Origin of the sequence: Aquipluma nitroreducens, from assembly GCF_009689585.1 — a bacterium.
GTDB classification, from domain to species: Bacteria; Bacteroidota; Bacteroidia; order Bacteroidales; family Prolixibacteraceae; genus Aquipluma; species Aquipluma nitroreducens.
The window spans coordinates 463,915-488,594 of sequence record NZ_AP018694.1; the positions used below are offsets into that span (position 1 = coordinate 463,915).

At 37.3% G+C, this 24,680-nt stretch carries 23 protein-coding genes; 8 read left to right on the top strand and 15 right to left on the bottom strand.

The window, feature by feature from the left end; all coding sequences use genetic code 11:
* Window positions 1-378: 378 nt before the first annotated feature.
* Both mobC and AQPE_RS01905 read right to left on the bottom strand, forming a co-directional pair.
* On the bottom strand, window positions 379-2,370 hold the full coding sequence (mobC, locus tag AQPE_RS01900) for a conjugal transfer protein MobC (RefSeq protein ID WP_318349350.1): 1,992 nt from the start codon (window positions 2,368-2,370) through the stop codon (window positions 379-381).
* A gap of 31 nt (window positions 2,371-2,401) precedes the next feature.
* Entirely contained in the window at window positions 2,402-3,526 is a 1,125-nt protein-coding gene (locus tag AQPE_RS01905) for a relaxase/mobilization nuclease domain-containing protein (protein WP_318351341.1), read from the bottom strand.
* Between the two features lie 161 nt (window positions 3,527-3,687).
* Here AQPE_RS01905 and istA point away from each other — a divergent pair, with 161 nt between their 5' ends.
* Both istA and istB read left to right on the top strand, forming a co-directional pair.
* Window positions 3,688-5,214, top strand: a complete 1,527-nt coding sequence (gene istA, locus AQPE_RS01910; protein ID WP_318349351.1) for an IS21 family transposase — start codon at window positions 3,688-3,690, stop codon at window positions 5,212-5,214.
* Between the two features lie 18 nt (window positions 5,215-5,232).
* Window positions 5,233-5,970, top strand: coding sequence for an IS21-like element helper ATPase IstB (istB, locus tag AQPE_RS01915; protein WP_318349352.1), 738 nt, complete (start codon window positions 5,233-5,235; stop codon window positions 5,968-5,970).
* Window positions 5,971-6,102: 132 nt separating this feature from the next.
* Here the strand turns inward: istB and AQPE_RS01920 are convergent, their stop codons facing one another.
* Both AQPE_RS01920 and AQPE_RS01925 read right to left on the bottom strand, forming a co-directional pair.
* The gene (locus tag AQPE_RS01920; protein WP_318349353.1) at window positions 6,103-6,312 is read right to left on the bottom strand and encodes a hypothetical protein; all 210 of its coding nucleotides are present in this window, start codon (window positions 6,310-6,312) and stop codon (window positions 6,103-6,105) included.
* On the bottom strand, window positions 6,300-6,689 hold the full coding sequence (locus AQPE_RS01925) for a plasmid mobilization protein (RefSeq protein ID WP_318349354.1): 390 nt from the start codon (window positions 6,687-6,689) through the stop codon (window positions 6,300-6,302). The genes AQPE_RS01920 and AQPE_RS01925 overlap by 13 nt, the downstream gene beginning before the upstream one ends.
* A gap of 446 nt (window positions 6,690-7,135) precedes the next feature.
* Here AQPE_RS01925 and AQPE_RS01930 point away from each other — a divergent pair, with 446 nt between their 5' ends.
* Together AQPE_RS01930 and AQPE_RS01935 are read left to right on the top strand one after the other, a co-directional pair.
* Complete coding sequence (locus AQPE_RS01930; protein ID WP_318349355.1) at window positions 7,136-7,297, top strand: hypothetical protein; 162 nt, start codon at window positions 7,136-7,138, stop codon at window positions 7,295-7,297.
* A gap of 58 nt (window positions 7,298-7,355) precedes the next feature.
* Entirely contained in the window at window positions 7,356-8,909 is a 1,554-nt protein-coding gene (locus AQPE_RS01935) for a recombinase family protein (RefSeq protein ID WP_318349356.1), read from the top strand.
* Window positions 8,910-9,167: 258 nt separating this feature from the next.
* Here the strand turns inward: AQPE_RS01935 and AQPE_RS01940 are convergent, their stop codons facing one another.
* The 3 genes from AQPE_RS01940 to AQPE_RS01950 form a co-directional block, all read right to left on the bottom strand.
* Window positions 9,168-10,940, bottom strand: coding sequence for a UvrD-helicase domain-containing protein (locus tag AQPE_RS01940; RefSeq protein ID WP_318349357.1), 1,773 nt, complete (start codon window positions 10,938-10,940; stop codon window positions 9,168-9,170).
* 1 nt (window position 10,941) lies between these two features.
* Window positions 10,942-13,026, bottom strand: a complete 2,085-nt coding sequence (locus AQPE_RS01945) for an ATP-dependent nuclease (RefSeq protein WP_318349358.1) — start codon at window positions 13,024-13,026, stop codon at window positions 10,942-10,944.
* A 253-nt stretch (window positions 13,027-13,279) separates the two neighbouring features.
* On the bottom strand, window positions 13,280-14,722 hold the full coding sequence (locus AQPE_RS01950; protein WP_318349359.1) for a hypothetical protein: 1,443 nt from the start codon (window positions 14,720-14,722) through the stop codon (window positions 13,280-13,282).
* Window positions 14,723-15,141: 419 nt separating this feature from the next.
* Here AQPE_RS01950 and AQPE_RS01955 point away from each other — a divergent pair, with 419 nt between their 5' ends.
* Window positions 15,142-15,882: a DNA/RNA non-specific endonuclease gene (locus tag AQPE_RS01955; protein ID WP_318349360.1), complete on the top strand. Its 741-nt coding sequence runs from the start codon at window positions 15,142-15,144 to the stop codon at window positions 15,880-15,882.
* 107 nt (window positions 15,883-15,989) lie between these two features.
* Here the strand turns inward: AQPE_RS01955 and AQPE_RS01960 are convergent, their stop codons facing one another.
* The 5 genes from AQPE_RS01960 to AQPE_RS01980 form a co-directional block, all read right to left on the bottom strand.
* A complete protein-coding gene (locus AQPE_RS01960) occupies window positions 15,990-16,352 on the bottom strand; it encodes a hypothetical protein (protein ID WP_318349361.1) in 363 nt (120 codons plus the stop codon).
* Between the two features lie 293 nt (window positions 16,353-16,645).
* Complete coding sequence (locus AQPE_RS01965) at window positions 16,646-17,341, bottom strand: N-6 DNA methylase (RefSeq protein WP_318349362.1); 696 nt, start codon at window positions 17,339-17,341, stop codon at window positions 16,646-16,648.
* A 55-nt stretch (window positions 17,342-17,396) separates the two neighbouring features.
* Window positions 17,397-18,311: an ArdC family protein gene (locus AQPE_RS01970; RefSeq protein ID WP_318349363.1), complete on the bottom strand. Its 915-nt coding sequence runs from the start codon at window positions 18,309-18,311 to the stop codon at window positions 17,397-17,399.
* Window positions 18,308-18,532, bottom strand: coding sequence for a hypothetical protein (locus AQPE_RS01975; protein WP_318349364.1), 225 nt, complete (start codon window positions 18,530-18,532; stop codon window positions 18,308-18,310). Before AQPE_RS01975 ends, AQPE_RS01970 begins: the two co-directional genes overlap by 4 nt.
* A 378-nt stretch (window positions 18,533-18,910) precedes the next feature.
* Window positions 18,911-19,345, bottom strand: coding sequence for a DUF6573 family protein (locus tag AQPE_RS01980; RefSeq protein WP_318349365.1), 435 nt, complete (start codon window positions 19,343-19,345; stop codon window positions 18,911-18,913).
* 460 nt (window positions 19,346-19,805) lie between these two features.
* On the opposite strand from AQPE_RS01980, the gene AQPE_RS01985 reads away from it, so the two are divergent.
* Genes AQPE_RS01985 through AQPE_RS01995 form a run of 3 tightly spaced genes read left to right on the top strand, consistent with a single transcriptional unit; the run spans window position 19,806 to window position 23,358 of the window.
* Entirely contained in the window at window positions 19,806-20,822 is a 1,017-nt protein-coding gene (locus AQPE_RS01985) for a hypothetical protein (protein ID WP_318349366.1), read from the top strand.
* Window positions 20,819-22,282, top strand: coding sequence for a hypothetical protein (locus AQPE_RS01990; RefSeq protein WP_318349367.1), 1,464 nt, complete (start codon window positions 20,819-20,821; stop codon window positions 22,280-22,282). The genes AQPE_RS01985 and AQPE_RS01990 overlap by 4 nt, the downstream gene beginning before the upstream one ends.
* A gap of 35 nt (window positions 22,283-22,317) precedes the next feature.
* Window positions 22,318-23,358: a nucleoid-associated protein gene (locus AQPE_RS01995; RefSeq protein ID WP_318349368.1), complete on the top strand. Its 1,041-nt coding sequence runs from the start codon at window positions 22,318-22,320 to the stop codon at window positions 23,356-23,358.
* Between the two features lie 5 nt (window positions 23,359-23,363).
* On the opposite strand, the gene AQPE_RS02000 is transcribed toward AQPE_RS01995, so the two are convergent.
* The 3 genes from AQPE_RS02000 to AQPE_RS02010 are packed head-to-tail and all read right to left on the bottom strand — an operon-like array spanning window position 23,364 to window position 24,677.
* A complete protein-coding gene (locus tag AQPE_RS02000; protein ID WP_318349369.1) occupies window positions 23,364-23,507 on the bottom strand; it encodes a YgjP-like metallopeptidase domain-containing protein in 144 nt (47 codons plus the stop codon).
* Complete coding sequence (locus tag AQPE_RS02005; protein ID WP_318349370.1) at window positions 23,497-23,982, bottom strand: hypothetical protein; 486 nt, start codon at window positions 23,980-23,982, stop codon at window positions 23,497-23,499. Before AQPE_RS02005 ends, AQPE_RS02000 begins: the two co-directional genes overlap by 11 nt.
* Before the next feature lie 14 nt (window positions 23,983-23,996).
* Window positions 23,997-24,677 (bottom strand): M48 family metallopeptidase, encoded by a 681-nt coding sequence (locus tag AQPE_RS02010; RefSeq protein WP_318349371.1) that lies wholly within the window; start codon window positions 24,675-24,677, stop codon window positions 23,997-23,999.
* Window positions 24,678-24,680: the final 3 nt, after the last annotated feature.

A 24,680-nucleotide genomic window follows, 5' to 3' on the forward strand; every position in this document is an offset into this window, starting at 1 on the left:
GGGGTAAATATTAGTTATATATTTGATTGTTAGATATTTAAATATATAAAATTAGGGTGTTTACTTCTTGCCACTTTGATAAATTTCTTTTGCCTTGCGAGTCTGAAAATTATTATAGTTTAAGATAATTTATTACTGCTATTTATGAAACACCTATTAATACTGTATTTTAGCCGTTCAGGGTTGCAATAATATCCTTCATTTGTATCACAGATTTTATTGAAAGCAATTTATTTTTAAGCCTTTCAGTTTAGTGGTAGGAAGTGAATATCCTATAAATAATATTCTAATTATTTAAATATCAATATATTATTAAGTTATACTTCCTAAAGGCCTTGCCGAATATAAAGAGCCATTAAATAAAAATTTCATTTCCAGCTACACCTTTCTCACAACCAAATGACTCAGCCCCGGGTCATTCAGCAATCGCTCCATTTCGGAATGAATAATATCCTGAACATCCTGTTTAATTTGTAGATAGTCGCATTGCACCATGGCATTGTCCAGCTTGCGGATAACCTGAATATCCTTGTAAGCTTCCTGTTCTTTTTTCAGCGCTGCATGGTCGTTCAATATTTCGCAATGGAAAGTTTTCAGCTCAATTTTACAGTCAGGATCATCGGCTACCATACCAACAAATTCGCCTGAACTTAAGCCTGATATTTTTGATGGAGGAACGGCTGATTCCAATTGTTTGGAACGGCCGATGGAAGTATCAGAAGCATTTATAGAAAGGCTTTCCCGATCCTGCATTATTTTTCCAAAACGCTCGGACAATTGTTTGGCAGTGTCACCAGTTACCTGACCACTAACAATGTTGCCGGTAATGTTCATGATCACATCTGCCTGCTCCCGACCATAGTCCTTGCGGAGTTGGCTGAAGTCCTGAATACCTAAACAGGTGGCCACTTTATTGCTTCTTGCGGTAGCGATCAGGCTATCCATATTATTGAGGTAGATCGTTGGGAACTCATCAAAAATAAGGCTGCTCTTTTGTTTACCTTTCTTGTTCACCAGCTTCACCAAACGGGTTACATAAAGTGATAGTACTGCCCCGTATATCTGAATCTTCTGCGGATTATTACCCATGCAGACAATCTTTGGATCATCAGGATTATTGATGTCAAGCGTAAAATCGTTGCCAGACAAAACGTAGTACAATTGCGGAGAAGAAAGCCTGGCCATCGCCACTTTTGCAGCAGCAATCTGCCCTTCCAATTGTTCCATAACATCATTCAGGTAAGCGTTCACAAAAGGATTGATTAATACCTCAATTTTTTTCTCCGCCCTGAGCAGTGTAAACAGGTTATCATAGTCCACCTGCATCAATTCAATGACATGTGGCAAAGTGCAAAATTCACCATCATTATACTTTTTTAAATACCATATTACAGCCGTCAAAAAGTTGATTGGCGATTCCACAAAGAAGTCGCCCTGGCGTTTGATCCATTCCCTGTTCAATCCCATCAGGATGGTACGTGCCGATTCTGCCGCGTCGGTAATGTCGGTCATAGCTGAAGGTTCCAGGGGATTGCAGCGGTGGCTTCGGGTCAGGTCATCGAAATTGATCACATAAAAGACTGGAGGCGTGGGATACTTATGCTTGTTTTTCAGCCATGTATTGTATGCAATCTTGGAAAGGTCGTCAAACTTAAAGTCGTAAACGAACATGGTAAAGCCTTTACGGATATGTTGTGTAATGATGTGGCGTATCACGAAGTAAGATTTACCGGAACCGGGTGTCCCCAACACCAATACTCCACGAAAAGGGTTTATGATATTGATCCAACTATTACGCATCTTATCCTTTAGCTGGTATCGGGCTGGCAGGTTAATGGAATATTCGTTCTCCAGAAGTCGTTCTTCCTGTGGAAACGTCTCGTTTTCCTTATTGAAAATATCTTTATTATTAAGCTTGTTACTGATAATCCGCGATAACAATGTACCGCCAGATAACACGAGCAAAAAACCAATGGAAGTAATTCCTATATACATCATCGCCAGTTCCATTGTCTTTATTTTCACCAGCAAGGCCAGATAACTTGTAAAATAAATCAGTAGCCCAGTTATGATATATGCAAAGGCCGTTTTGTGATTCAGCTTTTCGTTTTTTCTGCCTCTTGCACCCAGCAGGGAGATAAACAGAAAGACCAAAGCGATGAGCTTGGACTTATGAAAGTTCCCGAACAATCCCGTTCTGTAAATATTGCCCAGTAAGCGGTCACTCAGTACGCTGCTCAATCCCCATTCCTGAAAGGCAGTATAGCAGTAATAGTAAAAATGGATCACCAAAATCAGAATACTGATCAGCCTGGTCATATCCAAAATTTTCCTCATCGCCTGTTCATTCTCCCCGGTCTGCATTGTCATAGCTTTAAGTTTTTTAAATTATTATTTGTTACTATTGATTGTTATTCAGGTTCTTTCTTCTCCTCTTTTTCCTTTTCATTTTCAACTGATATGGCAGGTAATCCGAGCCATATTCGGGTTGCATCAGATTATCCAGTAAATTTTCAATTTCTTTGAAAGGTGCAGTAATCAGCAAGGTGTTTGGATGCGCCTTGGTTTCTGCATCAAAGGCGGTAGCCTGAGGCTGTAACCCAGTTGGTTCCTGAACTGAATGCGGAGGCAACTTCTGCTCAGGAACTGTTTTCTGCTGGCAATGTTGCTGAATGGCTTTTGCACTGTACTGTTTGCCCAATACACTCCCATTAAATACGCATTTAGTCTGGCGATCCACATAAGTGATGCCGTAAATCAAACCGGTATCATTCTGGCGCAGGGCGACATGAATACCCTGCTTCTCCAATGCTTTTATTAAATCCTGAAGTGTTACCCTTTTCCCAGTTAAAAATATATCAATGGCATTCTTAACCCGAGATTTGTGTGGCATACGTTTCGCCTCATTTTCCTTAAACTTCTCTTCCAAAAATTTGAGAGTTGGTTGGTTGTAAAACGTACTTGCCTTAATAGGTATACCAATTGGAATTCCGTCAGCATTCAAAATGCGGTACAGCAAACCATTGTGCTGGTAAACCCTCGAATTTTCACCGCCCCGTTCGGCCATTACATTGTATTGTTTAAGCACAGCATTTAACTCCGGAAGGCTGGAATATCGGTACTGGTTTAACACCGCTTCTAATACATTTTGAATGGCCATTTTGGTTTGTGATTTACCGTACATCACCTTTGGCGCGGATACTGGGGTTAAGCGATATTGTTCCTGCTTTTTCTGTGCTTCAGCACTGACCAGTCCGAACTCCTTTTCGATGGCTTTTCGTGCCTGTTCCGATTGGTTGCGGCCAATGTTGTTCATGTCAATCCGGCTGCCTTCCGGACGCACTTTTATGGATACCAAATGGATATGCGGATGCCCTGCATCATGGTGCTGATAAACCAGGTATGGTTGTTTTCCGAAGCCGATTTTTTCCATGTAAGTCCTTGCGATTTCAAGTAATTTTTCTTTAGACAAATGGCTTTCTGAAGGATGAAAATTCAGGGATATATGTGGAAAAAACGGTGAAATTGACCACCCATTTCCAGTTTAAATTGACCACCGGTTGCCGACGCAAATTGACCACCCTTTGCCGGAGCAAACTGACCACCTAAAACGGATACTTTTTTTCATGTCGTTACCCATACTTTCGTTCAAAAATGGAACGGATTATGGCAAATAAATTAACGGACATGAGTAAGATTAGAAAAGCAATTAAATTTCATTGCGGTGGAAAAAGTAAGCTGTTTATAAGCCAATACTTATCCTTATCGAGGAACACGGTAAAAAAATACATTTCCCTTTTTGAAGTACAAGGACTGACCCTTGACCAGATCAATCAAAAGACTGATCTTGAACTTGAAACGCTGTTCTCTCACCAAACCGATGAACCCATCAGCGCCCGGGTGCAAAAGCTTTATGACTTTTTCCCGTACATGGAACGGGAACTCAAAAAAGTTGGTGTTACCTCCTATGGGATGTGGGAAGAATACATCAAAAAGCATCCTGATGGCTATCAAAACTCTCAGTTCCGGGAGTATTACAAACTGTGGGGAAAGAAGGTAAATCCGGTGATGCATATGAACCACAAGGCTGGTGACAAGATGTATGTTGATTATGCCGGGAAAAAGCTTTCAATCACGGATAAAGACACCGGAGAGATTACCGAAGTTGAGTTTTTTGTTGCCATTTTGGGGGCAAGTCAATATACCTATGCCGAAGCAACTCCGAGCCAAAAGAAGGAAGAATTTGTTGTATCGGTTGAGAATGCCATGCGCTTTTTCGAAGGCGTTCCGGCAGCCATAGTTCCGGACAATCTTAAGTCAGCGGTGATAAAAAGTAGCCGTTTTGAGCCCACCATCAACGAAACACTGGCAGATCTGGCAGAACATTACGAAACCACTATTCTACCAGCCAGAGCTTATAAACCACGGGACAAATCTTTAGTTGAAGGTGCTGTTAAAATACTATACCGAAGGATTTATGCTGTACTGAAGGACGAAACGTTTTTCTCCCTTGCGGAACTGAACGATCGCATTGGAGACCTGTTGGATGCCCACAACAACAGAAAGCTCACTGGTCGTCCATACACACGTTTTGAACTATACAATGACATCGAGAAGGATAAACTGTCGCCACTGCCCATCCAACGCTTTGAGATCAAGTATCAGGCACAGGCAACGGTCATGCAAAACGGTCATGTGCAGCTCAGTTGTGACAAACATTTTTATAGCGTGCCGTACCAATACATCCGCAAAAAGGTGAAGGTAATGTACACCAGAACAACGGTCGAGATTTACTTTAAATACAATCGGTTGGCTACCCATCCCCGGGACTACGCACTTTACAGCTACACAACGGTACCCGAACATTTAGCGAGCACCCATCAATTTGTAACCGACTGGACTGCCCCCAGGTTTATCAATTGGGCAAACAGTATTGACCCAGTTGCCGGGGAATATATCTTTAAAATCATTGAAAGCCGAAACCATCCTGAGCAGGCGTTTAAAAGTTGTATGGGGATACTTTCGTTTGAGAAAAAGGTAGGTAAACAAAGACTTATTAATGCCTGTAAACGCGCTCTTGACTTTGGAACCTACAGTTTTAAAGCCATACAAAACATCTTGGAAAACAACCTGGATATGATCAAGGATGAGACAACAGAAGATCCGGAACTGCCCGAACACAACAACATACGAGGGAAGAACTATTACAAATAAACTTAAAATCAAATTATTATGAATGAATCAACGTTGACAAAAATGAGACAAATGAAACTCTCCGGAATGCATGGTGCATTTAAAACTGCTGTTGAAACCGGGAAAACTGATCATTACACCATTGATCAGTTTGTATCCATGATTATTGATGCCGAATGGGACGAGCGCCACAACCGAAAAATAGAGAGATTAATTAGAAATGCTAAGTTCCATTACAAATCCAGCATCGAAAGCATAACTTTTGATCAATCACGGAACCTGGAACGCAACCTCATTTTACGACTTGGAGAGTGTGAGTTCGTAGAGAAGAATGAGAATGTTTTAATCACAGGAAGTACTGGTGTGGGTAAAAGTTACTTGGCAACGGCACTGGGTTATCAGGCATGTATCCAGGGCTACCGGGTAAATTACTTCAATACATCGAAGTTGTTTTCCAAGTTAAAAATGGCAAAAGCCGATGGCTCATACTTGAAGGAACTAGCGAAAATCGAAAGGCAGGATGTTATTATACTCGATGATTTTGGACTCCAGGCACTCGATAGTCAGAACCGGATAACACTATTGGAAATCATCGAAGACAGGCACAATAAAGGTTCCATCATTGTTACCTCACAAATACCTGTTCAGGGATGGTATGATATTATTGGTGAAAAAACCATTGCTGACGCGGTATTAGACCGCCTTATCCATCAGGCTCACCGCATCGAATTACATGGTGAATCAATGAGAAAGAAAAAGAGTATCAACAAAGAATAATTTTTACAATTTTGAATATCAATTACGACATTGAAAAAAGGTAGTTTTTAGATGGTACTTTTAGGTGGTCAATTTAAATCGGCAACACATGGTCAATTTAAATCGGCACAGGGTGGTCAGTTTGACCGAATATTACAATATATGCACGCTGTTGCGCTTTACATTTTCGTTGAGTTCAATCTGTTTCAGGAAACGATTCAGCTTTATCGAAAGGCTCATTTTATCCGAATCAATGGGATAATTTCCGGCCCCCATGCACTCCGCAACTCCTTCTTTTACCTTATTCTCATTGTAGTTAAAAATACGGTGAATGGAGTTTCCTGTTTTGATTACTGTAACCATAATTCTGCTATTTTTTGAACATGCTTTTTGATTTCGTCCACTTTGTTAAAGAGCGTCTTTTTCTCTACCTCATAAGCGATCAGCCAGCTTCTGAATTCGGTAATCTGGTTAAGTGTATGCAATCGTTTTACAGCCTGGTTGAAGTTGTTTCCGATGTGGTTCAGTTCATTTCTAAGCTGCACCATTTCAGCCATAAATTCATACAAAGATTGGTTCCGGTAGTAACTGGTTACAGGTTTTTCAAAAAGGCTATGCCTCACATAATCGCTTAGCTTTCGGCAGGTGCTCGCCTTCCATTTTCGTTCAATTTTTGTATACTCGGCGGGTGTCTGGCGTAGCCCTATGATGCGTGTCCGGTTTGAATTCTCTCTTCCCATCTTCTCTCATTTTATCGTTTTCAAACTCATTTGATCATTTCAGCATTCCCCGCCCACGAGTTCCGAGTGTGGGGCGGCAAGATTCGGTTGTTTAACAACCGGACATCTTGCCGTTTGCAGGAACGTGGCAAACTTCCCACAGTTTCCGTTATTGCCCTACCTATTTTCATTCATCATTTAAACCTCAATGGCACAAAGTTAAACAGGCAGTTTGGTCTTTACATAACCTCACTATATTTTGATTAGGATGGTTTGAATTGGGGTAACTAACTTTATTGTGTAAATTTTCATTCATTAACATGGGTAAAAATGTTGCTGACAAATTAAGCAGCCATCGTTTAATGTTGGCGTGGAAATGAGGGGTTAGAAAAACGTTATCGAGAAGATTGACCAGATAGCTAAAAACTGGGAACCCGGTTTTTGCAGTCCATAGCAGGAGGTGAGAGATGGGAAACAAGGAGATTGAGAGAATACCACCTGATAAAGCAGTGGAACTTTTGAAAAAAGACGGTATCGAGGTTACAGAAGAACAGGCAAAGATTATCCTGAATTTTTTATACGAAATGGCCGACATTGTAGTAGATCAATACCTGGCTAAACCAGCATAATTTTGTAAATTTACGGGGATAAGTTGTTGCATTAGTTCCACCTTTTTATTATCAGATTATGAAAATTGCAGATTTATATATTCGGGTAAGCACCGACGAACAGGCTGACAGGGGTTACTCCCAACGTGACCAAGATGAAAGACTACATAAATACTGTGAAATAAACTCCATCCAAGTAAGAAAGGTGATTTATGAGGACCATTCTGCAAAGACATTCACTCGTCCGGCGTGGATAAAATTATTAGTTGACCTTCGAAAACACAGAGGGCATTCAGACCTTATCCTGTTTACCAAGTGGGACAGGTTCAGCCGAAATGCCGGAGATGCCTACCAGATGATAAGTACTTTGCGGCGGCTGGGAGTCGAGCCGCAGGCCGTTGAACAGCCACTGGACTTATCCATTCCTGAAAACAAGATGATGCTAGCCTTTTACTTGGCAGCACCCGAAGTGGAAAATGACAGAAGAGCATTGAATACTTTTCACGGAATGAGACGTGCCAAAAAGGAAGGGCGTTGGATGGGTACTGCGCCCATAGGATATATCAATAGAATAGCGGAATCAGGAAAGAAATATATAGCACCTAAAGACATACAGGGAGATATAATGCGCTGGGCTTTCAATGAACTTGCCAATGGAAAATTCAATACCGAACAGATATGGAAAATGGCAAAGGAAAGAGGCCTTATATGCAGTAAAAACAATTTTTGGGTGGCCATACGAAATCCTGTCTATTGCGGTATAATCTGTATACCAAAATATAAGGATGAAGAAAAATTCATGGTTCAGGGGCAGCATGAACCTTTAATATCTGAAGCCCTGTTTTATGCGGTGCAGGATGTATTGGACGGACGCAAAAAAGTTAAACGAACCAAGATAATTGCCGATGATAACATTCCATTGAGAGGTTTTCTGGTATGCCCCAATTGTGGACGGATGTTAACCGCCAGTGCCTCCAAAGGACGTAATCAATACTACCACTATTATCATTGTAGTTCCGACTGTGGCATTCGTTATAAAGCTCCGGAAGTTAATGCTAAGATAGTGGATGAAATCCGGAAGTATGTTCAACCATTACCCCGCCTTCAATTATTCAAAGAAGTAATTGTTAGCGTTTATAAGGCTAAAACACACGTCCAGCGCAACGAAGTTCAACAACTGAAGATACAGTTGGAAGAAGCCAATAAAAGACTGTCAAAAGCAAGAGAACTATTGATCTGTGGGGACATTGAAGCTGATGATTACCGCACAATAAAAGCCGAAAGCGAGGAACGCATAAACAGACTGGAGGCTAAATTATCAGCGTCGCACTCAGATACAACCAACATTGAACCCTTATGGGATAAAGCAATCAGCAGCATTTCGCAATTGGATGTTTTGTATGAAAATGGAACTGTAACACAGAAAAGAAAAATCATTGGTTCGATGTTCCCCGAAAAATTGACTTTTGACGGATTTCAATATCGAACCACAAGAATCAACGAAGCACTCACACTTATGCTGCTGATAGACAGCAAAATACAAAGCACAAAAAATGGGACAAATCCATTAAATTTGGACTTGTCCCATCAAGTGACCCAGCTGGAGTTTGAACGCATCCTTATTCCGAGCTGATTATCAATGTTTTACTAAGTGCTTATTTCAATAGGTCTCGATATAGTCTCGCCTGATATTCAATTCATTACAATACAAATATAAACAAATTTTACGAAATTGAAATAAAGCTAAGAATTGAATTTTGTAAATTCGATCTTGTTTTATCAACGTTTAGGTTCATGTCAATATATGTCTGGGCAGGCAAGTTCTTGGGCTTGTTTAAGCTTTTGCGTCGGATTCGCGTGACTAGGCAATGTGCTTGACTTTGTTTAGGTATTATACTCTAACATATTCCATACTTAAATTTTCAATATTTTCAATATCAGCTTCGTTTGCATCAGGTATGCTAATATATAGGTTCTTCATTGCTCTACTACAACCCACATAATATATTCTACAATCATCTTCCAGAGAATCTATGTGGTTTTGTCCATTTATTATATAATTTCGGAACTCATTTATTGTTTCGAAATGTACCAAAGTATTCTCAAATTCAGTACCTTTTGCGCTATGAATTGTTCTTACAAACTCATCTGATTTTGTATCAACTTTAATAAACGGGAGAATGTCATTTATGCTATGCGTCTCATAAAAACTTTTGGCATTTCCTGCTCGTAATCCACTTCCAATTTCAAAACCATATTCGTCTAATATCTTATCTTTTACCTCTAAGTAAAACTCTGCTATTGATTTACTCCTATTTTCATCTACTTTTAATGCGTCAATGATATTAATCGCAATTCTTCTTAAACTAAGCTTTAATATCTGTGAGCCACCTGACCTACGTACAGATTTGAAAATTTCATTTAAAGCATTCTTCAAATCGCCTTTTTCATGAAGTCTAATACTCATTAGGATGGAATGAATAAATTTAACTCTTTGAGGATTTGAATCATTTGAATATAAGTCATTTAACAAGTTCGAATTAGCGACACCTAATTGGTTGTTAATTTCAGAAACAGTTGTATTTTTCCTCGTAAGTATATAGAGTGTATTTTCAGGATAATTTTCTTCATACCATGTTTTAGCGGCTTGAATTGTCCCAATGAGTATTTTAACAAAAGAACCATCGGGCTTATTTTGACCATATTCTTGATTAATGTCTGGCCTAAGCAAATTAAGAAAATCAACAATTCGATTTGTAGAACGATGATTATGATTAAGCTTGAATTCAGAAGCATCACCGTTTTTGAAATTTAAAAAATCCGTCCGTTTAGCACCAGTAAACTTATATATCGATTGAGCCAAATCACCAACTATGCCCACTTTTGAGTTTGACTCAGTAATTTTTTCAATAATCCAGGTTTGAATCTCTGTTGTATCCTGGAACTCATCAATGAATAGGTATGGAAATTTTATTCTAATAAATTCTAAAATTCTTGGAGAACGAGAAATTATTAGATGAGAGAAATACAGAACATCTTCATGATATAGAAATCCCTTCCTCCAGCATATTTGTTTGTAATCGAACAACTTAGAAGATGGCATGCGAATCTCACTAGCTGTAGAGTTAGTCCATCGGTTACGAAACTTAACTTGTAATATCCCATTTTCATCAAATGACCAATCGATATCGGACAAACATTTGGATAGTTTCGGATAGTTTTCTGCTGAAGTTAGATACCAATATTTCGTTTTTCCCTCACTTATTTTTCTTACCCAAGATTCTATCATATCTCTTCGAGGAATATGTTCATCATGGCCATCTAGCTTTGACGTATCAAACAAGACCTCGGCATCATCATTTTTTTCAATCAGGTATGAAAACGGCTTAACAATATTGCGAAATAAAAAACTGTGAATTGTTGAAATATCAAAACGATTTTTATCGCATTTTAACCTGTTTTGGATTTCATCTGCTGCAACATTCGTATATGTAATACAAGCTATTTTCCCAGTTTTATTTAATCGATTAGATTCACGTAATACCCTTTCCAAATGAGAAATCAGCCATGTTGTTTTTCCGGCCCCAGGACCAGCGAAAACCTTAAAGTCGGTTTCAATATTTTCAAGTGTAGAGATATGTGGCAAAGAATTAATATCAGGCATATTATTCGACTATTTTATTAATTGCATTGATAATATATTCTGGCACATTGAAATCAAGTTTTGCATCCCCCTCTTTAAGTATATTTTCTCTAAGGCTTTTTTCAAGATAAAAAGCATGCTCGCCTTTCGCGCTTGATACAATTTTGTAGTATATCGCTGCTATAAGAGCCTTTTTTTTGTCAACCTCGTTCTCCCATGTACAATTCGAAATACTGGATAAAATTTCATTTTCATTTATATCTTCAATTCCTAACTTAATTCTGTATTCATCAATAATGGTATTCAAATCATTTTCAAACTTTGATGTAACATCTTGATAATTTGCAGGAGTATGAGCACTATTCTGACTAGGGAATGAGCTGGTTATCAGTAAAGATGACTTGGGATTTTCTTTGCATATCTCATATTCCAAAGTTTTACCAACGCTGATAGGTGGATGATAAACAAAAATATTTGGGTAATTCGCTTCAAAATTGTCTTTTAACTCTGTAACATGGCTGGAAAGAGGTTTGCTGTTTTCTGTATCATCCAGCTCAAATGGAAAAGCAGCGACCCATTTATTATTCTTTTTTATTGCTGGATCTGCATCAGTTATACAAACAACTTTTTTATTGATTGCATACGGGCTATCCTTCTCATTATATGCAAATAGCTTTATAAAATGTTTAAATGTCCTGCTATCAACACTTATTATTCCAACATGATCGTTAACTAAAGAATTCTCAAGGTTCAGATATTGAGCAAAACAAGGAATTAAAAGTTGCTCTGCCAAGCCTTCGACAAAAATTAGTTTATTAACGAAGAGCATATTCGATTTTGTAGCATCTAAAAAGCGTTGGACATATATTTTAGAATCTTTGTCGTCCTCCGATTCAGAGAATACTTTTCCTGGATAACCGACATCTGTAGTTCCTCCTACATTATCATACAAACAAATTAAACTATCAAGATCTATTGCAGACGTTATATGCGTTGAATGTGAAGTAATGAATATTTGTCTCGCTTGTTTATTAGAGTTCAGGAATTTTAGGAATTTAGACTGCATCGAAGGATGAAGATGAGCTTCTGGTTCTTCGATTGCCAAAACAGGGAATACTTTAGCATTATCTCCCATATAGTTTGAAGACTCCATTTGCATTTTCGCAAGTATCAGAGCTATGAATAGTAAGTTGTTATATCCTAATCCATTATTTTTAATTGGTATTTTAAAACCACTTTTCTCAACAATTAATCTTAACGCAAATAGCAATTCTTGTTCCGTAATTTCTGCATCAAAATTAGGTTGTCCTCCTTTGTCTGCCCCGGTTTCTCTTGAATATTGAAGTATTTTTTCTCTATCAATTCGACCGATTAATATTTCAAGTAGTTCTTTAGATTTTTCATTAAACTCATTCTCACGTTGCTTTAATGCTTCAATATTCTCAGGTGATAAGTTTTCAAATCCTTGTCCATTTGTCAAGTTATAATCTAAGAAATAATTAAGGACATCCCTTAATAATGTGTTATTCCCGTAAAACATTTGCTTTTCAGCATCTCTTATAGCATCGAGAAATTGAAAATCAAATCTATCTAAACTTTCTGATTCAGCTTTTTCTTGTTTTGATGGCAATCCGCCGTACATTCTAGCTACATACTTAGATAGAAATTTTTTGCTAATTAATCTAATGCATTTATCCTGAACAAAATCACCTCCCTCATTTTTACAACTTTCAATTTGAGTCCTGTAATCATCATGATTTTTCGTTGGTAGTTCAAAAACATATGTGAGCTGTGCCATATACTCAGGCGAGTCTTTAATCAGCCAGTCATAAACAACATTTTTATCATCTACGTTGTCGTCATATTCTTTTATAAAAATTGAAATCTCAATTGAAGGTGGCTCGGAATAGTCAAGATTTAACTTACAAAAATCATCTACTGTAGGCTTCTCTTTTAAACCTCTAGCCAGCACAAGTTGAAGCGCTTTAATTAGGTTGGTCTTTCCCGAATTATTATGCCCAATAATAACATTTAATCCATGATTGAATTCAATGTCTAAGTCTTTGAAATTTCTATAATTCTTAATTTTTATTCCTGAAATATACATAAGTCTATTGTTTAAGGTTAAAGCAAAAAATAACTTGCCTACAAGCTGAATCAATGTTATGTGTGCAGAGGCTTTCAAGCATTTTGTTTGTGGTTTGGATTATCACGGAACATAAAATCGAATGTTAGCTTTGTCTTTCAATATTTGTGTTATCATACGAAACTATAACTTTTCTATCATGCCTTAATGCCATTGTTGTCCTAATTGAAACCACAATGAAATAGCGTTTCTACCAACTTGGCTTTTTTTCAAATTATACCTTTATTTTTAAGAAAAAATCGTCCAGAGCTTCTTTCAATTTTTTATTTTTCATCGTTTTTGCTCTTTCTCGAATATCATTTGATTGAAAAAATGACACTTTATATCTTTGGGAACTCGAAGATACCGACTGCAATTTTGTAAATGCCTCATCTGTAAACCCACTGGTTGACCAAAATTCAAATTCAAGAGTTTTCCGCTTCCAAGTTTCTTGATTTTCCACCCAATTTTTAAATACAGGTATTTTTCTGCCTAACCAATTATCAACAGTCTCAATATCAATTTTGGATTTAACAGCTTTACATTCAGCAATTACAATTTTATGCGGGTAATTAGCTACAACATCCATTTCATGACGAAATCCGTTTTCAAAAATTTCTCGACCTAAATCAATACTGCTATTACTATCAATTGAATGAATGTGGCCAACAACAAATTCAAAGAAAGTACCTCTCATGTTATTTGCTAATCCCTCATTATATTTATTTAATTCCTTAATTAAGTCGAGATATTTTTCAGGTGTTTTTTTCAAGCTAGCTCCTGCATTATCCAGAATAGTAATTAATTCTTTTAATGTATCAGCATATTTTTGACCAAACAATTCTCCAATAAAACCAACGACGATTCCATTTTGCTTCAAATGTAGAAGTGCTTCTTTATCTAAATCATCAACTATTAAAAAAGGAATCAATTTCCCCGCATTATTGAAACTCTGTATATGTTTTATTTTCTCAACAAAAAACAATACATCTTCTTTAAATATTGGTGTTCCAATGATAATGTCGGCTAGCAAAAACCCTGTATTTCCATTGTGAACCAATCCTGTAACAGTTGATACTCCTTTAAATGCCCATCGAAATTTACCATATTCAGCAAACGTTTCACCAGAATTATAGGATATTAATCCAATGTTTTTAGTTAATGATCCAAAGTTGGTCAATAAGGAAGACTTTATTAAGTCAACCGTTGTGTTAGCCAGAGAATTCGGTCTAACTTGTCCAAGTTTCGGGGATAAATAATAATAATCCCCGCTATAAGCTAAAATTCCCTCACTAATAAACATTTGCATTACCTTTTCAAATGGCAAATGCTTTTTTAATGGGAGTATTGGATAATTGGTAAAGCACTCTAAATATTTTCTTTCTATAACTCCGCCATGCAATCTAATCGCATTCAAACAATACCAATATTTCCTGCCATTTTCGAATAGTGAAGTTATAAGAACACTAAATAGACCTCCATCTTTCTCATGAATTGGTAGAAAACAAAGTGATTGATTGCTTTTAAAGAATCCTTTTATTTTCTCAATTTTTTTATTCCTAGCAACTCGCTGACTTGCAGTATTATTTGGTATTGAATCAATGATTTCAAGTTTCTTAACAAGCTCACTTGACATCATTGGACCACCGTCAATTAATATTTTTTCGATTGTTGTCATATGACTCTATATATAAACAACTCTTTAGAGTTGAAAGCAACGTTTTTTTTTCGAGAATTTCCTTGTAAAATGGGCTTTTCAATCTGAAAAAGGTCACTTTTTCGTGTCATATGAGGCTTTTCCATGTTATACCAACTGTAATTAGTCTTGCTGGTCGTTATAGCACTGAACAAACTGAGGAAATACTATTAGATTTGGGTACTTATCCACTTTCATGTGTAGCCATATTTATTGTATCTGTACTTGACAGATTTAATTAATCAATTACATTCAATAATCTTTACGATTAAGAAAACCTTCGGTCGAAACTGAAGTTATCAAACTCAAAGATTTTACTTTAATATATCCCAATAAAGTCTGTACAATTTAACACATCTTATTTTAAAAGTCAATAAATTTGAGGCAATAAAACAATAAATATGAAGAAAATAATTCTTTTACTATTTATCATCCTGTCAATATCATGCAAAAGTGATTCGGAGATTCACCCTAACGATAATGTAAGCCTCGAACCTAAATTTAGAGGTGAAATAATCAAACATACATATTACACCCTTGCCTATTCAGAAGAAAATGAACAAGCATATTGGGTCTATTATCAATTAACTCCGGATTTAATCAACGGAAATCAAACTCGGACTGATGACTTTAGAGCCGATCCGGCTGTTACAACTGGCTCCGCCACACTTGAGGACTATAAGGGTTCAGGATACGACAGAGGACATCTTTGCCCGGCTGCAGATATGACTTTGAACAAAATGTCAATGTCAGAAACATTTTACCTTTCAAACATGTCTCCGCAAGTGCCGGGATTCAACCGTGGGAAATGGAGTACGTTGGAAGATCAAGTAAGAACGTGGGCTTTAGCCTTTGATGGGTTGGATGTTGCAACTGGCCCAATCTTCAAGGACAACATAGGCACAATTGGTGTTGATAAAGTAACAGTTCCGGGTTATTACTATAAAGTACTTTACTCTGAGTCGAAAAAAATCATGTTAGGACTAATACTGCCAAACGCCTCTTCCTCAAAAAGTCTGGAACAATTTGTAGTCCCGGTAGATCAGATTGAACAGCAAACAGGTATTGACTTCTTCCCTCGTCTTGAGGATAAATTGGAAAATCAATTGGAAGGAAATATTTCTTTAATTACCTGGTTTTAATTTCATACCTTCTATTTCGTAATAGATCAAAGTTCTCAACTTATTGAATCCTACAAAAATGCCAGAGCTTTAGCGACCAAAAAAAGAGGCATTTCGCCTCTTTTTTTTCAGAATTTAATCAGATCTTCAACTTCTTTGATCTTTTCATCCAAAGTGGATTTGATCTCATCCATCACGGCTGATACAACCGGGGTATTAGAGGTTTTAAACTCCTTACCTGAAGCATCCCGAAGGAATACAGTGGCACCCATTCCATCGGCACCCAGCGAGAAGGTCTGAAGATTTCTGCGAGTTTCGGTTAACTTGCGCCACTTTTCAATGAGCATGCTCAGATCTTCCACTTTCTGGATGCGCTTTTCCAATGAAGGAACTTCAACAACTGCCACTTTTTCATCTTTCTTTACTACTTCCAAAGAAGCTTTGGGTTGTTCAGCAACTTCTGAATCAAGTTTTTTAGCTGCATTATTCATAATTATTTGCCGTTGCCCTACGGTCTTTTTATGGCATCTGGCTCGCCGGTTAAAATTTCGGCGTAACCGACATTGAGCTGTCACGGATTAGGTCAACGGGGTGCATGTCAGTTTCATGCAAAAATGGGCAACCCATGAAACTGAACGCATCTGAAAGACGGTTGCTTTTCTGTTTTTTTAAGCAACCGCCCCTTTACCGTTCCGTGAAGCGCAAATAGCTTTGCCCGCAATTTTAAATGGAGTGGTTTTACCTTTTAAAAAATTGAACGAACAAAAAAGGGGCATTTCTGCCCCTAGAATTCAAACAACAACTGCTGCGTTGCAGCCTGTTTCTTGATGATTTCTTCTTTCCTCTCCGGCAACTTTAGCACCATGTAGCTTTCTTCTTTGGTTATTTCACGGATATATGGGACTATCCTCTCCGGATGGAGTTCTATCCTCCAACCTCCATAAAAGCGGGTCATCAGCGTGTCCATCCAACAGACTTCTCCCAAAAGTCCATTCAGGCATAGATTGATCAAACACATCATTGCACAGGTGCGGTCAATATCTGCTCCAAAGAATAACGATTTTCGGCTTACCCTTCCTGCTGCCAGCAACATCCTGCCAGAGCCACAACAACAATCGGCCACCTTCTCACCAAAACCTGCAGGGTTCAATATTCTGGACATCATATCACATATTGGTTCCGGGGTGAAAAACTGTCCATTCCTGCCATAGCTGAGGTATTCCATGTAAAAATCACCAAAACCATCTTTAAGCCCATCACCGTTGCTGTCCATTTCGATAACCAGTGAACCAAAAGCTTCAGCCATCAGGTAGGCATCCGGTTTCTCGTAATTACGGACAATCTCCAGGTAACGGTCTTCCTTTGCCCCTAAAGACAACGAACAAACAACCATTTCCAAAAAATCATCGAATACGGAATGTAAGCCGTACTTATGCCCGATCTGAAGAATATAACTTGAAAAACTTTTTAACTGTTCCATATCTTTAATATTTAATTGTTTCTAACTGTGAAATTTTGAGATAAAAAAGCGAAGGCTAAACTGCCTTCGCCATATGATCAACCAAAGCGGCACTTGCCGCCTGGTTGGGATGAACCTGATGTTCCAGTATGTAATCAACAGCCTTCTGTGCCTGAGAAGAAGCAATCAGCAACATCTTTTTATCTTCCTTGAATTTGCCAATCCAGCTTTTGATATAGGCAGCACTGTTGTCTATCGTGGCATTTTGAATACCGGTCATGTAGCAAAGGTATGCGGCTCCCAATTCGGCAACCAGTTCTTCCTGGCTGTAATCCTGTGAACCGAATTTGTGATCGGAAAGCTTTTCATGTCGGCCAGTCCTGTTGATATGCCCTGTAGAATGGACTAGCTCGTGGTAAAGTGTCGAGTAATACTGTTCGTCCTTGAAGAAAGTCCGTGGATTTGGCATCCCCACGTAATCTCCGGTAGGCGAATAGAACGCATGTGACTGGTCAAGCCTGATTTCTGGACTATCGTACCAAAATTCAATTAACTGCTCGGCATCGCCAATCGGATCAAATATATGGTCGTGTGCTTCTGTCGCCGGAATCTTGCTTTCATCAATACCTTCGGTTTGTTTCAGGTTGAAAACGGTATAATACCGAAGGAAAGGGATGTGGTCAATGCTGCCGTCTTTTTCTTCCGAATCCAGTAGCTTCCAGAATACCACAGGGAAACCTTTTTCACCTTTCAAAACATGACCACCTAATTCTTTGATCTGGTTGAAGGTGAGAAAGAAAGGAGAACCAAACTTATCTGCCACTGTCAACAGCAACCAGAAATTAAAACCACGGTAAGCTTTCTTGTGAACCATGTTTTGTGGAAATCCTATTTCAGCTTTCCAAGGCATCTGCCAAGGAACAACACCTGCTTCAAGGCGGTCAATAATCAGGTTGGTAACCATTTCATAAATATCGAATGAAGTATTCATGGGAAATTGCCGCTGCCCTGCGGACTTATTTTGGCTCCCTTCGATTTAACTAAGGAAATATCTGGCACGCCGTTAAACTTAAATTTTTGGCATACCAATATTGAGCTGTCACGGATCAGGTCAATGGGGTGCATGTCAGTTTCATGCCCGAAATGGGCAATCCATGAAACTGAACGCATCCGAAGGAAACGAGCTACGAAAAGCGAGTTCCCCTTTACCATTCCGTGAAGCGATTAATAACTTTGTCGGAAATTTGAGTGTAACATATAACCTTATAATAGATTTTTGTTAACTGACTAAGAACGAACAAAAAAGGGGCAAAAAGCCCCAATCATTTTAATATGGATTTCCATTTCCTGCATAAACATCTTCGTCTGCTGAAGCCGAAAGGAAACTGCGGTATTCCGGCTCTCCGCAACCAGAGCATAACAAGGTTTGTGTTCGTGGCCAATAATAGGCTATGGTTCCTTTGGGCAATCGAGTTTGACACTTCGCACAGCAACTGGGATATCGAACTACAATCTGTTTTGGATCATCTTTATATCGCATAATAAATACCTCCTATGATTTTGTTTTAAAAAATTGTTTGCTTGAATTCACTAATCTTCGTTTGGTTTCATGATAAAAATGGCAGGTGACGGATCGTCGAAATCCTGCGCCTGAATGACGGCTTTGAGGGTAACCAATCTATTGAATCGATTTTCAGGTGATTCAAGTTTCTCATTGGGTTCCCAGTTACATTCATCAGGCAGATAGCTAATAAAATCGTACTGTAAAAAATTGGAGGAAACATTCCGGGCATGAAAAGCAAACATGAACAGCACATCCCAAAGGCGGCCTGAAAGGTTTTGTAGTTGCTCCATACCTTTCGGAACTTCAACATATTTGTCCCATGCTGCCCGTGTCAGATAAACTGGGTACTTAATACCTGCTTCTTCGGAAGCTTTGCTGTCAACTTTAACAAGGAAGCCGTCTTCCACAGCTTGCCGGGTTGAATACGTGGAAATAATTTCCCAACCATTTGAATCTTTCATTGATTTTGCTGCTGCCTTGCAGACTTTTGATGGCACCCTTTGATTTAACTCAGGGCATATCTGGCACGCCGTTAAACTTAAATTTTTGGCGTACCAACATTGAGCTGTCACGGATCAGGTCAATGGGGTGCATGTCAGTTTCATGCCAGAAATGGCCAATCCATGAAACTGAACGCATCCAAAGGAAACGAGCCACGAAAAGCGAGTTCCCCTTTACCGTTCCGCGAAGCGATCAATAACTTTGTCGGAAATTTGAGTGTAATAGAAACTTCGGTTAAATATCCATGGTCTAACTTTAAAAATGCTAGTCGCTATAAATGAGACTACCAATCTTGTTATGGCTATCAATAAAACTAATTTGAGTTGTAAAATAATTGTAAGTTTATAACTTAAATTTAAGTTTATTTTGATAAATTAGGAGTCTTAATAAAAACACTGTCAACAACTAATCAATCTACTTATGGAAATAATATTTAATCGCTTGTATAAAATTGATGTTGATACACAGTCCGCAGCACAAGAGCAATTCCAAGAACACGATAATCTGGATAACTATATTATGGATTTGTTAGAAAAAGTTACAGAGGAAGAAGGTGATCGGTTGTATAAGTATGAGGAAGGCTCAACAACAATCAAATCTATTTTAGATGATATAATTCAGGGAGATAACTACGATAATTATTGTAGCCTTTTAGCAAGTAGATTGCTACAAGAGGAAACTGTGGCTCAAGAAAGATATGGACACCTCCATGATATTCAGAAAGGAATGCTTATAGTTTCTTATGTCCAAATGACTGCAACCGAAAATAAGATAATTATCTCAAAAGCTGATTATGATACTTTTATAGAGGAGATTACTGGGCAAATAAAAAGTGGATTACCCTTAAAAAAGAAAATATTCAAAGCTTTTGTTGCCAATGTAAGCAGAGGCAATGTCTCAAAAATGGTCACTTATGACATGAATGCGAAAGTATCTAAATATTGGTGGAAGGAATTTTTAGAGTTATCTGTAATTCGCGGAGATATTGAAAATATGGAGACTGCATTCAATGCAATTCAAAGTGATATACTGAACCCGCTAAAGAAAAAATATGAATCTGATTATATTCATTTGTGGAATGCTTCCATTGCATATTTCAGAGCGACTGGCGAATTTAATTTAAATCACTATAGAGATGAAATAATAGGAAATTATGTTCCATTTAACAATGATATCGCAATTGAATCACTTAAAGAAAAATGTAATAAATTACCTCAAAAATACGGCTTTGATGTTAGGTTTGAGAAAGTTCCTTCTGTCATCAGTAAGAAAACTGAAAAGACGCTGGTGCTTTCTGAAGAAATTGAACTAGTTATGAAACATGATGTTGCAAATTTGAGGAAAACATTTAAACCCTATGAAGATGAAGATGGGAAATATATCATGATTCAAAGCGAAAAAGGATATAATTTTGCACAAAAACTGAGAAATGAATGAGTTCAATATTACAAAATATTATAAGTCTATTTTGTTCTTCTAAAGTCGATATACGGAAGATTAAAGAAGAATATGATCAGGTTGAGATTATTATTACCAGCCAAGATTGTCTATTCCCTAACGCAAGTGATTTTGCAGTAAATCTCAAAAATCTTAACGACAGAGACATATTACATATTTCGATCCGTCAGGATGACGAAATCCTTGAAAATTTTTCAACCAGTGGGAATAATTCATTTGATGAATTCGTTTCAAAATATTCAAAAAAATATAATCGGCAAATTCCGATTGAAATCAAACTAACTGTAGTAAAGGAAACTCAAACCCAAATAATCTCGGTTTATTATTTTGATCAATTTATTGAATATCTGAAATCCTTGTCTGTTGTTTTTTTTCTTTCTGTAATAAAAAAGAACTTAAAAAATGGAGAGATTTTATTTTTTGAACTACAAGATAAATCGATAACAGATGAGTTAATTACTAATAGTATAATCATTTCGGCTCAAAAAGGGTTCAAACAACAAAACTTATCAGCCAAAAGATTAGAGAGGAATAGCCAAATTAGAACTGTATGTAATTGTAACCTACTACCAAAATATGACTTTATTCCTGAAGATTTTTATCCGATAAAGGAATCAGGAAATTCTAATCTTGATAATTTATTTAAACTGATATCTACAATCTATTCAGTTATATTTCTCTTTGATATCGTTAATATTGAGACAGATAATATAGATTTTAAATTAAACGGGTATAAAACTATATTTAAAAATTTTAAGTTATCTTCTATTGACATCCCTTCTTTTGACTATTATTTCAAAATATACGATTGGGTTTATGAAGGAGGTAGCATCATTGATAAGATAGGTTTGGCAAGAAATATAATTTCGCTCAATGTTGATCAAAATGACCTAAAAATTCCAGAAACTACCTTTCATGCAATTCAATCTGGGTTTAAAATCTATCAAAAAGAAAATATAAAACAATACATAGAAATAAGAAACAAGATATCTGATCAACTAATAGAAATTCAAAATAAGGCAGATAAAATAGTGGAAGATTTTATAAATGATTTTAAAAGAAGTTTGTTCACTTTTGTTTCATTTTTCGCTTCGGTTCTTGTTCTTAAAGTTGTTTCAAAAGGAGATTTAACCGGAGGCTTCTCAAAAGGGGTGACTTACCTATCTATTGGATTTTTGTTGATATCTTTAATAATAATGTTTTTTCGGTTGGGCGAGATAAAGAAACAAAAAAAACGATATAAAGATTTTTACCTTAATATGAAAAACCGATATTTGGATTTACTTGATAAAAGTGATATTGAAAGAATTTTAAACAAAGACCATGACTTTAAGGAGAATTTAAAATATATAAACTGCAGGGTTAAAAACTATGTTTGGATTTGGTCCCTTTCAACATTAGTGCTATTTATAGCTGTTGTTTGTTTATATAATCCATAATCTTAACATTACTATTCCTTAATATTGAACAAAAAATGCTTTACACGGAATACATAGCCATAAAATCAATTGCCTTACATCAAGTAGGGAATAAATTGAATGCCGAAGGCGTAAAGATATCTAATTCTGAGCTATACCTTATTAACGAAGTCAGGTCTCTATTATCATCGTATTTTATTACCCCGTTTAAATCTAATGAATATCACAATTTCTTCCACGAAAGTGATCTTGGGCTAAACGAGGTTTTTGTATATGCCAATCAAATATTTGACCATCCTGACTCTTTGTATAACCAATCGGTAAATTTGGCCAAACACCTTTATGAACAAAGTTTACATCCTAAGATTAAAGGCGGAGAATTTTACACGGTCTATTTTCAGGATTGCATTTTGGACGGAAAAACGGTGGACGCAGTTGGGCTGTTTAAATCTGAAAATAAAGATACTTTTTTAAAGGTTTATCCTTCAGAAGGTGGGTTTAATATCGAGAGTGAAATGGGCGTCAATATTAATAAACTGGATAAAGGATGTTTAATTTTCAATACAGAGCGCGAAAAAGGCTATGTTGTGGCCGTTATCGATAACACAAATAGGGGAGCTGAGGCGCGCTATTGGATTGATGATTTTCTGCATGTCAGACCACGGCAGGATGAATACCATGATACGCATAATATCCTTTCACTTTGCAAAAATTTTGTCACAAAAGAGTTACCACAACAATTCGAATTGTCCAAAGCAGATCAGGCAGATATATTAAACCGTTCCGTCCAATTTTTTAAGGACAATGATAGTTTTAATTTACAGGATTTTGCCAACGAAATAATGGAAAAGCCTGATGTAATTGTAAGTTTTAAAAATTACACAGAAGCTTTTCAGAGGGAACGGGAAATCACAATTAATGACAATTTTACCATTTCTGACTCAGCCGTAAAAAAACAGACACGGGCCTTCAAGAGTGTAATCAAGTTGGACCAGAATTTTCACATCTATGTGCATGGTAATCGAGAGCTAATCGAGCAAGGCGTGGATGAAAAAGGGCAGAAATTTTATAAAATCTACTACTTGGAAGAATCATAGGATTTTCAACTATACAACAACCTCTCCAATTTCATCTTCCATTTTTCCCAATCAAGCATTTCTTTGGTTTGAAGGTCGATAAGTTTTTGGGTATGGTCGTGGTGAACCAGGTGACACAGTTCGTGGATAATCACATATTTAATTCTCATCGAATCCATTAAAGGGAACATCATCATCCGGATCGTGATCAAACGGCCCAATGCTCGGAGGATTAAAAAGTCCCCAGCGATCAATGATATAATCCCACTTTTCAAATCCGGCGACCCAATCGATAAACAACAACCGATATTCCTCCAGTAAATCCCTGATTATTTGAAAATATTCCACATGCTCAAAACCAAACATTTCGAGCGAGTGATTCTGAACCATCAATTCACGGGCAGCCTTTCGGATTATGGCAGCGCACTCCATCCGGATGTCATATAATTGCCCTCCTTCGGCGCCTGCAACTTTCACAGTGAGCAACATTGCATCTTCGAGCATAATGCCTTTGATATGACAGAGATATTGATCGTCATCATCAATCAGTTGACAAATCTGGTCAACCACTTCAAAGATTTCCACTCCCTTTTTATAGATAGGGAGTTCTTTGGGGTCTATTTCATCGTTTTCGTCGTCAAACATGATGAGTTTTCTTTTTAGATTGTCATTCTTACCCCGTTACGTTTTAACCAGGTTTCCTGCTGCTGATAATTCGGGCAAATGGTCGAAACTTTATCCCAAAATGCACGTGAATGATTTGGATGCTCCAGATGAACCAGTTCATGAATAATCAGGTAATCCAGAACTACCATTGGAGCCATCACACATTTCCAGTTGAAATAGATATTTCCGGCAGGTGTGCAGGAAGCCCAGCGTGTAGGAAGTTCACGAATCTCAACTTTACCAGGCATTTTATTGACTGTATTCTGATATAGTAATAAACGTTCTTCGATCTTCAGTTTGGCCTGTTTCTTATAGAATTTCACAAATGCCTCTCTTGGAGAAATCGCCTTATCACTTAACAGGAATTTTCCATCTTTGAAAAGCAAATTTCGCCTTTGCCCTTCTACCAGATGCAAATTGTAATTTTTACCCAAATACATAAACGATTGGCCTGAAACATACTGACGTTCAATCTGTTCTTTGTTCAACTCTTTCCAGTAAAGCAGCTTCTTATGTATTTCGTATTCTTTTGATTTTAGAATCGACAAAATCCGTTCATCCTCAATATTTTCAGGAACCTGAACGCTTACTGTACCATCGCGCTCAATTACAATGTGCATCGATTTCTTTCGCGACGAGCGTATCACGTTTATATCTAATCCGTTCAGATTCATTCG